Annotated in this window: 15 protein-coding genes; all 15 read left to right on the forward strand. The window is 42.6% G+C overall.

Annotated elements, in window-relative coordinates:
- Positions 1-65: 65 nt before the first annotated feature.
- The 15 genes from J4N23_RS07790 to J4N23_RS07860 all read left to right on the forward strand — a co-directional run bounded on the left by J4N23_RS07790 (position 66) and on the right by J4N23_RS07860 (position 14,210).
- A complete protein-coding gene (locus J4N23_RS07790) occupies positions 66-2,510 on the forward strand; it encodes a TraG family conjugative transposon ATPase (protein ID WP_207424981.1) in 2,445 nt (814 codons plus the stop codon).
- A gap of 8 nt (positions 2,511-2,518) precedes the next feature.
- Complete coding sequence (locus J4N23_RS07795; protein WP_207424982.1) at positions 2,519-3,181, forward strand: hypothetical protein; 663 nt, start codon at positions 2,519-2,521, stop codon at positions 3,179-3,181.
- Positions 3,178-3,810: a hypothetical protein gene (locus J4N23_RS07800; RefSeq protein ID WP_207424983.1), complete on the forward strand. Its 633-nt coding sequence runs from the start codon at positions 3,178-3,180 to the stop codon at positions 3,808-3,810. Before J4N23_RS07795 ends, J4N23_RS07800 begins: the two co-directional genes overlap by 4 nt.
- A gap of 14 nt (positions 3,811-3,824) precedes the next feature.
- On the forward strand, positions 3,825-4,487 hold the full coding sequence (locus tag J4N23_RS07805) for a hypothetical protein (protein WP_207424984.1): 663 nt from the start codon (positions 3,825-3,827) through the stop codon (positions 4,485-4,487).
- Complete coding sequence (locus J4N23_RS07810; protein WP_207424985.1) at positions 4,484-5,260, forward strand: hypothetical protein; 777 nt, start codon at positions 4,484-4,486, stop codon at positions 5,258-5,260. The genes J4N23_RS07805 and J4N23_RS07810 overlap by 4 nt, the downstream gene beginning before the upstream one ends.
- Positions 5,261-5,262: 2 nt before the next feature.
- Positions 5,263-6,354 carry a plasmid transfer protein gene (locus J4N23_RS07815; RefSeq protein ID WP_207424986.1) on the forward strand — a complete coding sequence of 364 codons (1,092 nt, stop codon included), beginning with the start codon at positions 5,263-5,265 and terminating at the stop codon, positions 6,352-6,354.
- Positions 6,355-6,362: 8 nt separating this feature from the next.
- Complete coding sequence (gene traK / locus J4N23_RS07820; protein WP_207424987.1) at positions 6,363-6,983, forward strand: conjugative transposon protein TraK; 621 nt, start codon at positions 6,363-6,365, stop codon at positions 6,981-6,983.
- Between the two features lie 297 nt (positions 6,984-7,280).
- Complete coding sequence (gene traM, locus J4N23_RS07825; protein WP_207424988.1) at positions 7,281-8,441, forward strand: conjugative transposon protein TraM; 1,161 nt, start codon at positions 7,281-7,283, stop codon at positions 8,439-8,441.
- Between the two features lie 13 nt (positions 8,442-8,454).
- Positions 8,455-9,273 (forward strand): DUF4138 domain-containing protein, encoded by an 819-nt coding sequence (locus J4N23_RS07830; protein WP_207424989.1) that lies wholly within the window; start codon positions 8,455-8,457, stop codon positions 9,271-9,273.
- 6 nt (positions 9,274-9,279) lie between these two features.
- The gene (locus tag J4N23_RS07835; RefSeq protein ID WP_207424990.1) at positions 9,280-11,250 is read left to right on the forward strand and encodes a type IV secretory system conjugative DNA transfer family protein; all 1,971 of its coding nucleotides are present in this window, start codon (positions 9,280-9,282) and stop codon (positions 11,248-11,250) included.
- An 88-nt stretch (positions 11,251-11,338) separates the two neighbouring features.
- Positions 11,339-11,731, forward strand: coding sequence for a M23 family metallopeptidase (locus J4N23_RS07840; RefSeq protein WP_207424991.1), 393 nt, complete (start codon positions 11,339-11,341; stop codon positions 11,729-11,731).
- Positions 11,732-11,754: 23 nt separating this feature from the next.
- The gene (locus tag J4N23_RS07845; RefSeq protein ID WP_207424992.1) at positions 11,755-12,534 is read left to right on the forward strand and encodes a DUF4099 domain-containing protein; all 780 of its coding nucleotides are present in this window, start codon (positions 11,755-11,757) and stop codon (positions 12,532-12,534) included.
- 56 nt (positions 12,535-12,590) lie between these two features.
- Positions 12,591-13,169, forward strand: a complete 579-nt coding sequence (locus tag J4N23_RS07850; protein WP_207424993.1) for a hypothetical protein — start codon at positions 12,591-12,593, stop codon at positions 13,167-13,169.
- Positions 13,162-14,013, forward strand: coding sequence for a hypothetical protein (locus J4N23_RS07855; protein WP_207424994.1), 852 nt, complete (start codon positions 13,162-13,164; stop codon positions 14,011-14,013). Before J4N23_RS07850 ends, J4N23_RS07855 begins: the two co-directional genes overlap by 8 nt.
- Positions 14,010-14,210, forward strand: coding sequence for a hypothetical protein (locus J4N23_RS07860; protein ID WP_207424995.1), 201 nt, complete (start codon positions 14,010-14,012; stop codon positions 14,208-14,210). Before J4N23_RS07855 ends, J4N23_RS07860 begins: the two co-directional genes overlap by 4 nt.
- Positions 14,211-14,615: the final 405 nt, after the last annotated feature.

Genomic DNA, 14,615 nt, shown 5'->3' on the forward strand with positions numbered 1-14,615 from the left:
TCATCCTAAAAACAAAGAATATGGAGTATACGTACGGGAAGTCCGTTTAAAAATTACTTATCACTATGAATAAAGTATTTAAACTGCCTTATGTTGGCATTGATGACTACCAGGATTGGAATATACTTTATACCGAAAGAGGCGATTTCTCTCTACTGCTTAAAATAGAGAATCCAGTCCTCTGTCTCTCTGCAGATGCACAGGCTTATCAGGCATTTCATCAAGTGTTGATGGGGGTGATAAAAATTTTGGGGGAAGGTTATATCCTCCAGAAGCAGGATCTTTTTATCCGGCGTGAATTTCAATCAAAGGTACACAAAGACTATTTGCAGCAGCATTATAGCCAGCATTTTCAGGGACGAAAATATTTCGATCTCCATACTTACCTCATCATTACCCGTGCCGTTAAAAGAAACGCTTTCTATACCTGGAATCAGGAGGTTCTGGATACTACGGTCAGGATTGGAGAAAAAGCCTTTGATATGTTGCACCGTTCTGGCTGGAAGCCTAGGCGAATGGATAAAAAGGAAATTGATGATTACCTCCGAGGAATTGTCGCGATGGATCCTTCAGCAGATGTTCCTGGTTTTGATAATATTCGGGCGAGTTCTAACGGGTTGAAGTCCTCAAATAGGGAGTTGCAAACAATCGTACTTGCTGATAGTGAAACCCTTGATCTGCCAATTCAGGTTTCTCCTTTTTCTTTCAAGAAGAACAATAAAGCATTAGTAGATTTTCCTGCTGATAATTTTTCTTTTCTGTCGGAGGTTCCCTCGGCAGCCTGGATTTTATATAATCAAGTACTGGAGCTTCCACAGCAGCAGAGTTTACTTCGCAAACTGGAACTTAAAAAGAAACGGCATTCCAGTGTTCCAGATCCTGCTAATAAGCTCTGCGTAGAGGATATTTCCAGGCTAATGGATGAAGTAGCTCGGGAGAATCGTTTGTTGGTGAACGCTCATTTTTCGATCCTGGTTTGCGCAACTTCCGAAGACATTGCTAAAGCAGCGAATTTTATCGGTTCCGAGTTGTTTAATGCTGGTATAATCTCTTCTTCAGGAGCATACAATCAACTCGAACTTTTTCGTGCTTCGCTGCCAGGGAACGCAGCTGCATTGAAGTCTTATGATTCCTTTCTTACTACTGCTGAAGCGGCTGCCTGTCTGTTCTATAAGGAGGCCCTGATGAAAGATGAACATTCAGATTTTCTTCTTCACTTTACAGACCGTCAAGGTATCCCTATTGGTATCGATCCTGCCGATTTACCCATGCAACAGAACCGTATCAATAACCGGAATAAGTTTGTATTAGGCCCCTCTGGTTCTGGAAAGAGCTTCTTTATGAATGCAATGGTAGAGCAATACAGTAGCTATAATATGGATGTAGTGATTGTAGACACAGGCGATTCATATTCGGGCTTGAATGCTTATTTCAATGGGAAATATATTACCTGGAAAGAAGACAAACCTATCACGATGAATCCCTTTCTGATCGATCGGGGTGAGTATAATATTGAAAAGAAAGACTTTCTATGTACGCTCATCGGCTTGCTTTGGAAAGGAGCAGAAGGAGTATTAACCACTGTAGAAAGAGATGTAATTGCTTCAGTGGTCAGCGGTTACTATGCTTCCTGGTTTCTTGGTGGCGGCAGTATTCCGGAATTAGGTTTTAATAGCTTCTACGACTATTGCCTTAAGCGAATACCAGTTATTAAAAAGGAAGAGCGGATCCCTTTCGACCTTGATGAATTTAGATATGTTCTAAAAAAGTTTTACAAGGACGGCGAATTTGGGCAGATCCTGAATGAAGCAGCCGACAGCTCCCTGTTTTCTGCGCCCTTTATAGTTTTTGAAATTGACGCGATCAAAGAGAACCGTGTTCTTTTTCCTATTGTAACCCTGATTATTATGGATGTTTTCATTCAGAAAATGCGACATCGCAGGGAAAGGCGCAAGGTCTTGATCTGTGAGGAAGCCTGGAAGGCAATTGCCAGCCCACTTATGTCAACCTACCTGCTTTACTTATACAAGACCGTTCGCAAGTTTTGGGGAGAGGCGATAGTTGTAACACAAGAACTCGGTGATATTCTCGGTAATCCTGTCGTCAAGGAAAGTATTCTAGCGAACTCTGATACCGTTTGTCTGCTGGATCAATCAAAATTTCGGGATAACTATGATGAAATAGCACGCCTTCTGGCCATTAGCGAAACAGAGAAGAAGAAGATCTTCACAATTAACCAGCTTGATAATAGGGAAGGACGGTCGAGGTTTAAAGAGGTCTACATCCGGCGAGGAAGCTCTGGTGAGGTTTACGGTGTTGAGGTTAGCCTGCATCAGTACCTGGTCTATACAACAGAAAAGCCCGAGAAAACAGCAGTGGAGCATTACGTAAATCGCTTTAGGGATTACCGCAAAGGTCTGGATGCTTTTGTAAGCGATCTTACTCAATCTGGTTTAAGTCTCTCCGCTTTCGTTAAACAATTGCTTCAAGATAAACAGAATAACTACTAAATCTACCTATGCTTAAACATCTATTAGTTTTCCTCGGGTTACTGCTATCAATCCGGGGAAGTACACAGATCTATGTAGATCCTGCAGTCGCAGGAGCAACGGCCGCTCACTCAGCTATTATAAATAGCCAGCTGGAGAAGACCAACGAACGCCTTACTCTTATCCAAAAGGCTCAGTTGGCGGTCACAGGGCAGCTTGTAATCGTTAATGAACTTCAATCCAATATTTATAAAGGCTTGTCTGAAGTGGCAGCAGTTATGCGAAATCTTCTCGCGGTAAAAGATATTGCCGAGGCTAGTGCAGATATTATCAGCAATGCTGAAAAGGCACTTGCTCTTGGTCGGGAAGATCCTCTTTTACTACTGTTCGCGGAGGAAGGGGCACGGGAATTTAAACGCAGGGGAACAGCTCTGGCGGCGGAAGTGGGATCTTTCGCCCTAACAGGTGGAAAAAACAATTTGATGGACTCCGGCGAACGCTCTCGTGTGCTTAACAAAATATCCAGAGAGCTAATGATATTAAGGGGCGTAGCTTATGGGATGCAAAGAACCATGTACTGGGCAAAACGCAGGGGGATTTGGAATTCTATCAATCCCTATGCTCGTTACATTAATATGGATAAGAATCTCGCTGATAATATTTTAAGGAACTCTAAATTATTGAAAAGATGAAGTACTTCATTATTCCCGTACTTGTTTTAATAACCATGAGCAAGGCAAATGCTCAACTGAATGTTCAATTACTGCATCAGTTGGTTGCCGAAAACAAGTCAGAGTTCAGTAGGCAGCAGACTGCCAGAAACAGACAGGGGCTCGTTTCAGCACAGGAGGAAGTTAACCGCTCAAAAATGGAGAAGCTCAAGGGTAAATACCGGGAGATTAAGGAACGCTTTCATATCGCCACACTACTTGTTTCTACTGCTGGAATTGCCCCGGATGCCTGGCCTGTTGTACAGGATATTTATAATTCTCAGGACGCTATCCTGCAGAAGGCAAGAGACAATCCTGTCTTGTTGCCGCTGGCTCTTGTTGTAGAAGAAGAGATGCTCGGAGAGGCTATGTTGCTGTTGAATTTCCTGTATGGACTGTGTCTGACAGTCGGAGACCTTAACCAGATGAGACCCTCTGACCGGAATATTCTTTTTAATCACGCCCTTTCCAGGTTGAAGAGAATTGCAGCAGACAGCAAGGGACTAGAAATGGCCTTATCCAAACAAGGTTTCCGGCGAAGTTCCAGTCTTCCTGATTTGATCACTCAGGATCGGCGTCTTGCAGGAGATATTGTCGAAAGGATAAAGTAATTAAGGGATAGACTATGAAGAAAAGACTCATTCTGTTTTTAACCCTGCTTATTCCGGAATTGCTGTGGGCCCAAGCAACCGTATATGATGCGGAACATTTCAAACGAGTAATACTCAATAGTTCCTTCCGTGAACTGGCAGAGGTCAAACATCAATCATCGCTCAAAAAGGTTCAGGAGGATATAAGTGATATCCAGCTCAATCTCAATGCAGTCATTTTGGTGCAAAACCTTATACATAAGTCGCTGACTCAAGTTGATGCAGCTTTGAAGAGCGGAATGTCAGTTATCCAGATAGGAGAGGTCACTTCGGAAATAATCACTGAAAGCAGAGAAGTATTGGAACTTGCCCAAGGAAATCCGACCCTGCTGCTTTTTGCTGAAGAAAGCGCTCGCTACCTGAAGGATCGCGGGCTAAAACTCGCAACTGAAACCGGGAGCTTTATTCTAAAGGAAGGCAGTGATGTATATATGGATTTTGAAAAACGTGACGCACTCCTAAGGAAAGTCATCCTCGAACTAAAGGTGATTCGTTCACTACTTTATAGCATTTCAAGAAGTATGTACTGGGCCAAAGTTAACGGGGTGTTCCGGAGTCTCAATCCCTACCGAAATTTTATCAATCGAGATAAAGTATTAATTAAACAGATCATTATAAAAACAAGACTACTAAAATGAAAAGAAGAAAAACATGGCTGACGTTATGCAGCTTTCTTTTACTTAGCATAGCCACTTTTAGCCAAACTCCTATTCGGGATATTCATATTACCCACCAGCAGGAGCGCATGGTATATTACCAGTGGGACCGCTCAAAATTTAGTCCTAAAAAGGGTTTTCTAGGACTAAATCCGAATTACTGGCTGACCTGGGGACTGCATCCAGATTATCCTAAATCAGACAAACGGCCTTTAGGTCCTTCGGGTCCTCAAACGCTTCGCCTTGGTTTGGTACTGGCTCTAGAAAACTCGTCGAACAAGTATCTTACCGAGTCAGATACCCTGGCTAATGTCGCTGTTTCCGAAGCGCTTAATTATTCACCTTTTGCTGCCGCGGCAGATCCTCTTTGGTTACTGTATTACCAGAAAGAATTCAGGGTGCTTGAGGAAAAGGCAGATCCATTACAGGGGTTAGCTGAAAAGGAGAAGACATACCTGATCAGCTCTGGCTTACTTAAATGGTACATGGATGAACGAGAAGCTATCAGGGAACGGCTAAAGATCGCAAGAAATACAATCCTGGATAGAGGCTCCAGAACACTAGCCTGTCAGAGAATTCTTATGGATATGGAGGTACTTGAAGCAACATGGAGCTCTAAACGACAGCGGGTAACTTATTACTTAAGGCTGAAAGAGAAACGTGACACCTTAAGAAAAAAGGCAATTCCAGTTAGGAAGGAAGGACGTTCTGATAAAGATATTGCCGAGTCCATTTTACTAAACTCTAAACTATAGCGATGGGAAATCTATTAGCCGTATCAACAGTGCCGGATTCTTTCAAAGACACTTATCATTTCTTACAAGGAAGTGGTGTTTATGAGGATGGTATGATGCATTTCCTACATCTGTTGCGTGAAACGGTGTGGACTCACTTCGATACATTTATTGCAGATGCGCAAGCCCTTTCCTGTATTTTCATGCTCCTTTTCTTTGGAATGAAAAGCTGGGAAATGATTGCCGGCGACAGCAAACTCGAAGTGATGCCACTCTTGCGCCCCTTTGCGCTTTCAATGGTGATCCTCTGGTGGGGAAATTTTATAAAACTTGCTGCTTTTCCAACCGACCTGATCGCTACTAAAACCGAAGAGCTTTTTGAGGGAGGACAGCTTGAAGTGGACAACCTTCGCCTGGAGCGAGCGCAATTGGTTGCTGAACTGGGCAATCAGCTTATGAAGGTTCAGGCTGAAACAGAGACGGCAAAAAAAGAGGCAGATACCTGGTACGAAAACGCCTGGGAATCTGTCAAATCTTCTGTTAAGGAAGGATTCTCCGAGGTTTGGAATCCTATTGTTGAACTGCGAAACAGGATGCAGGTAAGTTTTCAGTTACTGATCACCTCACTTGTGGAAACACTTGCACTATGGTTCCTTAGAATTTGCGTTTATATCGTTTTCCTCTTCCAGGTAGTCTTTTCGACGATCTTGGTCATTCTCGGACCTTTCGCCGTAGCGATTAGCATACTCCCGGCATTCCGTGAATCCTTTAAAACATGGATTGCACGCTTTATTTCCGTCAACCTTTACACCGGCATAGCTTATCTGGTCCTTTACGTTTCCTCGCTACTTCAGCAATTTGCTATGGAAATGGAGATATCCAGGTACAAAGAACTGCTGCAAGGTGATGAGGCGATGGAGAAGATAGCTGTCTTTGCTACCAATGGCATGCTAAGCTTTGGGATTGTGGTCGTATCTTTTATAATCAGTGGATTATGCATGCTGACAGTTCCCAGTATCTCAACATGGGTGGTCTCTACATCTGGTGTTAGTTCAGCTGCATCAACCGTGGGAAGACGACTTTCATCCATTACAACCATTGTAAACGGTCTTTAAGCGAACTTATGATCATACGAAATATTGAAGCAAAGATCCGGCTGGCTGCTTGGCTGTCGGCCGGTAGTTTTATTTGCGCTGTTTTGGTTGCAGCCATAGCATGTTTCTTTGCGTGGAAACAGGTAACACTCGCCCGCAAAAGTATTTATGTTCTGGACGGTGCCAATATCCCTGTAATGGCTGCTCAAACAGATGTAGAAGTGAACCGACCTGCCGAATACAAAGCACATGTTCAACGCTTTCATACCTTATTTTTTTCTTTAAGTCCAGACGATAAATACATTGAATACCAAATGAAACAAGCAATGTATATGGTGGATGAGAGCGGTGCACTTCAGTACAATAATCTTAGAGAGAAAGGATACTTCAATTCGATTCTTTCTTCCAGCGCGGTACTGACCATTCGTACAGATTCGATCATTCTTGATCCTGCCAGAAAGTACTTCAGGTATTATGGGAAGCAAAAAATTGATCGAAGAAGTTCCTCCCTGATTCGCTCTCTGGTTACAGAAGGTTACCTCAAGGATCTCGAGATGCGATCGGAGAACAATCCGCACGCGGTGTTAATCACGCGTTGGAAAACTCTTGAAAATAAGGATATCGAAAGCCATGAGAAAAATGACCTTTAATCGAAGGATCGGTCTAATATCTCTACTATCTACTACCTTCCTCATTTCTCTGATACTTACAATTGTCAGATATCCATCCAGAAAAAAAGCTATTCCCATTGCCCTTCCAGCCTTGTCTTCATCAAATTCATCCGGGCTAAGTCAGAACCTGGCAGATCTAAGCACCCTCCTAATGCTGCAAGCGCGAATGGAAAGGCTCCTATCCAAAGATACGGTATCAGCAATGGACAGTTTGGAGGTGAGAGCAATATTTGCGGAATTGGACCGAATTAAAAAAAACATCAAAAAATAACGCTTATGAAAATTGATTTCAGGCAGCCGCGTTATGTGCTGCCCTTAATTTTTTTACCCTTTCTAATACTCTTCTTTCATGTATATCATAGAAATTTTGCAGAAAAGAAGAGGCAGGCTGATAAAAAGGAAGGCCTGCAGGAAAACCTGGCAGAAGTGTCTCCTGAAGTGCGAAATATGAGCCTAGCTGACAAACTGGATGCTTACAGGGAGGACTATCGTACAGCAGACGGCTATACAGCAATAGGTGAACTTGGGACAAAGGAACAGCAGGATGCGAGTATGCCGGATTTATATAATAATCGGGAAAAACAGCTGCTGGATTCTTTGGAGCAGGTTTCAAAAAATAGATCGCCCAGAACGCAATATCCCGGGTCAACCAATTTTGGTAACAGAGATGAAGCCTACAATATCAGGGCAACGTTACAGGAAATAAAAAGGCAGCGTTCAACAGCGAGAAAAAACGAAAGTGATGAACCGGATCCGATGCAGCTTTTTAGAAGGCAGATGGAATTTGCCGACAGCATGGCCCGTGCTTCGGACCCTGAATATCAAAAGGAGATTCGGAGAAGAAAAGCACGGGAAACGGCGGAACGGGCTGCATTATCTGAAAAGACCGTTCGCGTGGAGAAGCTTAAGAATAGCAATTCCGGAATAAATTCGACTCACAATGCCGAGCCAGTTTCCTTTGTTTCAGCAATAATAGACCAGGACCACTCCGCATATCGCGGATCAAGAGTAAGGCTTAAACTTCTGGAAGATATTAAGGCGGGAAATGTTTTAATACCGGCAGGGAGTGCACTATATGCCCAGGTTAGCAGTTTCGGCACAGAGCGTATAGGTCTTAAAGTAAGTTCCTTGCTGTCCGGCAATACTATCCTGCCAGTTCATTTGGAAGTTTATGATCTTGACGGATTACAAGGTTTGTACGTCCCGGGTTCACTGTTCAGCGACCTCTCAACGCAGTTCAATACTTCTTCAGGATCTGCCTTGACCGAGCTTGTTGCTGAAGGCGAAAGCGAAAGCAAATTAGCTATGAGTCTTTTTCAAAAGATTTTCCAATCGGGGTCTGCCGCCATCAGCCGTGCCGCAAAGAAAAACAAGGCACGCTTCACCAATAGTACCAAGGTTTATCTAATAGACCCTAAAGAATTGAAAAACAATTAAAATAAAGATCACTATGAAAAATCTATTCACAAATATCATTCTCATTTTTTCGTGCCTTACCGCTTTAGCTCAGGACATCGCTTTAGACACAGATCTTCCCGGAATTGCGGTCAATCCAGACGTTACGCTCCATATTATTTCACCTGATAATATTCGGTTCGCTGAAATATCCTCGCCCGCTATTAAGGTTGCTCTACCGGAGAAAAACATCATTCAGGTGAAAGTTTTACCGGATTCCGTAGTTAAATACGCAACGTTTGACAGGTCAGCGATTCTGACTATTGTCGGCGAGCATTTCATAACACAATACAGGCTTTATCCTTCTAATGGACATGTAGTTACCCGAATCTATATTTCAGCTTCCGAGATGAAAGCTCTTGACACAAATACTTCTTCGCTTTCGGGAAGCGAGATGAGAAATATAGCTTTTTCCCTGACAAAGCGAAAGCCAATTGCTTTAAAAAGCGCTACTTCAAACGGGTTAAAGGGGCAGGTGAATCAGGTTGTGGCTACGGGTGATTATCTCTTTTTAGATTTAAGCTGGCAAAACCGAACGGGATTGAAATACGATACGGAATCGCTCCGCTTTTTTCTGGAAGATAAGAAGACCAGAAAAGCAAGTAACCAACAATCACTTCCCGTTGTTCCCTTATTTTCGCTGTATAAAGACCGGTCATTCAGGCAGCGATTCAGAAACATTTATGTGATTCCTAAAATGACCTTCGCGGCAAGCAAAGTGTTGCGGATTGAGCTATCCGAAAGGCAAATTTCCGGAAGGAATTTAAACATGAAACTAAATAATCGTGATCTTCTTGAAGCTGATACCTGGTAAACCATTATGCAAGAAACAAAGGAACAGCAAGGTCTGCATCGTCTTCTGCAGGTTTGTGTCTACTTTTCATTGCTCCTGGAAGTCCTTGTATTTGTTTTTCCGGGTTCTGAACATCATGAACTATCTGGCTTCGTAGAAAGACTGCTTGAAGGAGTTGGCCGGTTAATTATATATCAGCATATCCTCTACTCGAAGTTCTTTACTTTGTTGCTGATATTACTTGCCTCAATAGGAACATTAAGCAAGAAAAAGCGGAAACTAAATCCGCTTACACATATCGTGCTGCCTTTAGGCGTAGGCTTGTTGCTGTTCTTTGGTTCAGCCTTGCTTGTAGAATGGAAAAATATAGCAGGGAACAGGATGTACCTTCTTCTGTATGCCATTACTAGTTTTAGCGGGACTCTTCTAATCCACCTGGCGTTAGATAATATATCCAAGATTATTAGTTCGAAACTGGGTCAAGACCTTTGGAATATCGAGGGCGAATCTTTTCAGCAGACGGAGTTGCTCCGACGATCAGATTACTCGGTTAACATACCAATGCTATTTTACTATCAGGGAAGAGTACGAAAGGGTTGGATAAATGTAGAAAGTCCCTTTCGGGGAACTCTGCTTATTGGTACACCGGGTTCAGGAAAGTCTTTTGGAGTAGTAGGGCCATTTATCCGGCAGCTGATTAATAAAGACTTTACCATGTGTCTTTACGACTTCAAGTTTCCGGATCTGGCACAGATAGCTTGGTATCAGTTTAATAGGGCTAAAGCAAAGGGAAAGTGCAGAAATTACAACTTTCATGTGCTTAACCTGAGCGAAGTAGAGCGTAGTCGGCGAATTAACCCCTGGAGAAAAGAATATATTACAAGTCTTGCAGATGCTTCTGAAACGGCAGAGGCATTGGTAGAAGCATTAAAGAAGGGAGATCGAAGTGGAGGGAGTGATCAGTTCTTTACGCAATCAGCAGTAAATTTTCTGGCTTGTTGTATTTATTTATTTAGCAGGGCAGAGGGTGGTAGATACTCGTCTTTGCCCCACGTCCTTGCCTTTCTCAATATGAGCTACGAAGAAGTTTTCGATTCGCTCTTTTCCGAACAGGAGCTACACTCGTTGCTTTCCCCTTTTTTAAGTGCCTATAAGGCTAAAGCTTTCGATCAATTGGAGGGGCAGGTAGGAACCCTTAAGGTATTCATAAGCAGGATGGCGACTAAAGAGAGTTTTTGGGTATTCTCTGGTGACGACTTCGATCTTAAAATATCATGTATGGAAGAACCTTCTGTCTTGGTACTTGCAAACGACCCAGCCACACAGAACATTAATTCTGCCTCTTATTCCATTGTGCTTAATCGCCTCACTCGTCTGATCAACACTAAGGGAAACAAGCCTTGTGCTCTGATCATAGATGAAGTGCCAACTCTCTTTCTGCACAAAGTTGAAAACTTAATAGCGACGGCAAGGAGTAATAAGGTTGCTGTCCTTCTTGGTCTGCAGGAACTTCCGCAATTTATGCAGCAATATGGAAAGGAAACCTCATCCACAATTACTGCCGTCATTGGCAATGTATTATCGGGATCAGTACGTAACAAAGAGACTCTGGATTGGCTTGAGCGGCTCTTTGGTAAGGTGAAGCAGGGTTCTGAAAGCTTAAGCATTGATCGGAATAGAACAAGTATATCCTTATCAGAGAAGCTCGAACCACTTATACCAGCTGGAAAAATAGCATCACTACGTTCCGGAGAATTGGTAGGACTCCTGGCAGGAGAGCATTCAGATGATTTTACAGGCCAGTACGAGAGCGCTGCTGTGCATTGTAAGGTCAATTTAAATATAAAAGAGATAGAGGATGAGCAATTACGCAGACATGAGATGCCTCTCTTTTACGATTTTAAAGGGAAGAAGGATGAGATCCTTAAAAGCAATTTCTTACGAATCCATCGGGAAGTTCGCGAGTTGGTTGGGCGGATCAGGAGTCCAAGTAGTTAAAGTCGGCTTTAGAAAATGCTTGTTTGTGTTACTGGCCACAAAGGTTGCCTATTTGGCCGGTCCTGTTTATGGACAAAATTATTATTCAATGCCTCTATCCAATCTTAGAATCACCTCAACCTTCGGTAAACGCATTCATCCTATAACCAGAGATGTTCAGCAGCATTTCGGGCTCGATCTGGTGGCTGATTATGAACCTGTCTATGCTGTTCTGTCTGGTCAGGTTGAAAGGGTGGGGTATCATAAGGACCTGGGAAATTTTTTGGAATTAAAACAGGGATCTTTTCTGTTCCAATATGCTCATCTATCATTATCGCTGGTTGCACCAGGAGATGAAGTGTCTGCAGGAGAGATCCTGGCTATTAGCGGAAGTAGCGGCAAGGTTACCGGCCCTCATCTGCACTTTGCAGTGCGTTTCAAAAAGAGCTGGATTAATCCTCTTTATTTCCTTCGAGATCTCAGCCTGTCGGCTAATGAATAAGCTTAACACTAAATTTTTACTATATGAAGAATGAATCCAATCAGGAAGAGCTTCCTCAAAAAGCTCTCGAGTCAATCGGCGTGTGGAAGGACGGTAAAGCCTTGCTTTCCAAAGAAGACTTAGATGCTCTGCTTGCAGGCAGAAGAACTTCGTTTATTCGGCTGGAGAACCTTCACACAGATGGTTTTCAGATTCCTCAGCTTGATGTTAAATTATCGCTAAGCCTCAATGCTGAAGGGAAGCCGGATCTTGTCTTTCATCCGATCTATAAAGAAGCTAAACCACATCCTCTTTTGACGGATGGCGAAGCCATGGATTTAATTGAGGGACAAAAGGACAGTTTACTTAAAACCTACAAGCCTGAAGGTAAGGAAGCATTACAGGTTGTTCTGCAGTACGATAAGGATACCCGGGAGTTTATAACTTATAATCCTTCGAAAGTGCAGGTACCTGAAGAAATTAATGGGCAGAAGCTCACGGAGAAACAAAAGGAGTCATACAAGAGAGGTGAGCTTATTACATTAGAAGACCAGACGAATTTGCGTATTGCAGCATCCGATAGCAAAGGCGTACTATCTGATAAAGCAGCCTTGATATTGTCTTTTCTTACCGACGGAGGAATTACTTATCTGGTAATAAAAGGATTGAAGGACCTCGACGGAAGGTTGCCTGCAACTGGTTTTTCTGAAGGTTATAAGAAAGCTTTAGAGGACATGGAAAGGCGGGATCCTTCTGACGACAAGGAAATTCGTAAAAATTCTCCAGAGATAAGTAGAGGCTATAGCCGGACAGGGTCCCGTTAAGCTTTTTTGCATTGTTCTCCACCGATGTTCTCTCATTCCTTAGCAATTCAATTGCTGTGGATACAAACGGTACGCTGGAGTTTCTGTATGAGTGGGATGGGCAAGCTGTTGCCAGAGAAGTTTATAAACTGTCTGTTCATGCAGTTCCTCAAACTTCCGGAATATGGTTGTTTACAGCTGGTTTTACTTTCGCAATTAATGAGCTTTACATCTTTTCTTCGGCAATAGAAGCACTTAGTTTCCTGCAGTGCCATAACTACCTTATTGCTGATAATAAACCACTCGCTTTTGCCAGTACTGGCCTAACTCCAAATTCTTCTCAAATCAGTCATTTACACCGGCTTTTCCCACTAGCCAGGCTAAAGCTGATTTTTGGGAGAGACTTGCCAGGAAGGGTAGCGGACTGCAGGGTCGCTTTGTGGTGGAAGGATCAGGAAGCCTACTTTAGTTATTGCCGCAATAACGTGTATATCCAGTTTCAGCAAGCAAATTACCTAATCCCGGAAGCCCGCTTCTCCCTTAACAGTTTCGAAAAAAAAGCTGGATTACGGTTTGGCCACAGAACGCTTAAACCTCCGGACAAATACGAAAGCTACCATCAATTATTAACTAACAACAACTTATCCTATGAATGAAAATAATCTTGATTATCTAAAGAATAGCCTCAAATATCTGGGCTTTGGAGAAAAGCTTCACGATGTTTTGGAAAAAGCAATACGTCAGGAACTGCCGGCCTTTAAGCTTCAACTTGGCGTTGCTTATAATCCTCCAAATCTTCCAAGGAATGAGCTGCCGGCAAAGGATCATATGAGTTACGAACTCAATTTCTCAAAAAGCAAGGAATCTGACATGTACTTTCTTAATTCCTACCAGGCTAAGCTCTATTCCTCAGGAGTTCCGGAAAAGGATCATAATTTCAACATCTCTTCAGGTACTTGGATTACTGCAAAGGAGGCATACAATTTATTATCGGGAAGATCATTGCTAAAGGAAATGTCAGGGAGGGAACAGGATTCGGAGAAGGTTAGTGCCTGGATGAAACTTGATCTTGATGTAAAAGATGCACGCGGAAATTATCCTGCTCGTACCTTTTATCCGCAGTATGGCTATGATCTGGAGAAGGCACTAAATAAATATCCGATCATTGACTTGCAGCAGAACGTGTTGAAAGAGCAGATAATGTCCGGGCTGAAGAAAGGAAATCTTACGGCTGCGAATTTAAAGTTGGATGGTAAGACTGTGGCAGTTTATCTCAGCGCAAATCCGGAAATGAAGGGCATTGATATTTATGATAAAAAATTGATTCCTATTAAGGATTACCCTATTTGGCCTGACAGGCAGCCAAATGAGCGTGACCATTCGGGTGGTAAAAATTCAATTTCAGTTCAGCAGGAAGCAGAACAGGGAAAGCAGGCTAAACCATCAAAACAGCAACAGGAGCAAGGAGAGGTTAAGGAACGATCACGTGGCAGATCATGAAACGAATCTTTCAAAAAATAGATCAGTTGCGAGCGAGCGGAAAAGCAACGCTAAATGTAAGGCAGGATTCTCCTTATTCCAAATTTAACGGAATTACCTATTCTGTTGTAGAGATCGGTAAGGCAGAACATAAATGTCGGGTGAGTTTGAAGATCGAAGGGCAGATAATTCATTTTACTCTCTGCGATATACTTTAATTTATTTCGCTCTGTAGTCTGTTTTTCAGTCCTGTCGTTTTAGACAGGGCTGAGTCTTTTGTCAAAGCACCCATTATTCATAAAAGAGTAGTAAGCTATAGGTATTTAACGCCTAGTAAAACGCGAAATTTTGCTAATTAGAAAGACCCCAGCCAGCATTACAGGCAAAGCAAATATTGCTGCATGCCCCGTCATTACACTATTAAACAGAGCTCCTGTTAACGCAAAAGTCACGAACACTAAAAAAAGTAGACGTATCATACTTAAATGTTTTATTAAAAATACTAAAAATTATAGTAACGCAAAGTCTATTTGATTTTAATGTGAAAAAGACCGGAGATAAGTTCAGATATATACTTGTGTTTGCGAGAAATAATAGAATCTACTTGATAATCTTTAACTTAT

The sequence above is a fragment of the Pedobacter sp. SYSU D00535 genome, assembly GCF_017355855.1.
Lineage (GTDB): Bacteria > Bacteroidota > Bacteroidia > Sphingobacteriales > Sphingobacteriaceae > Desertivirga.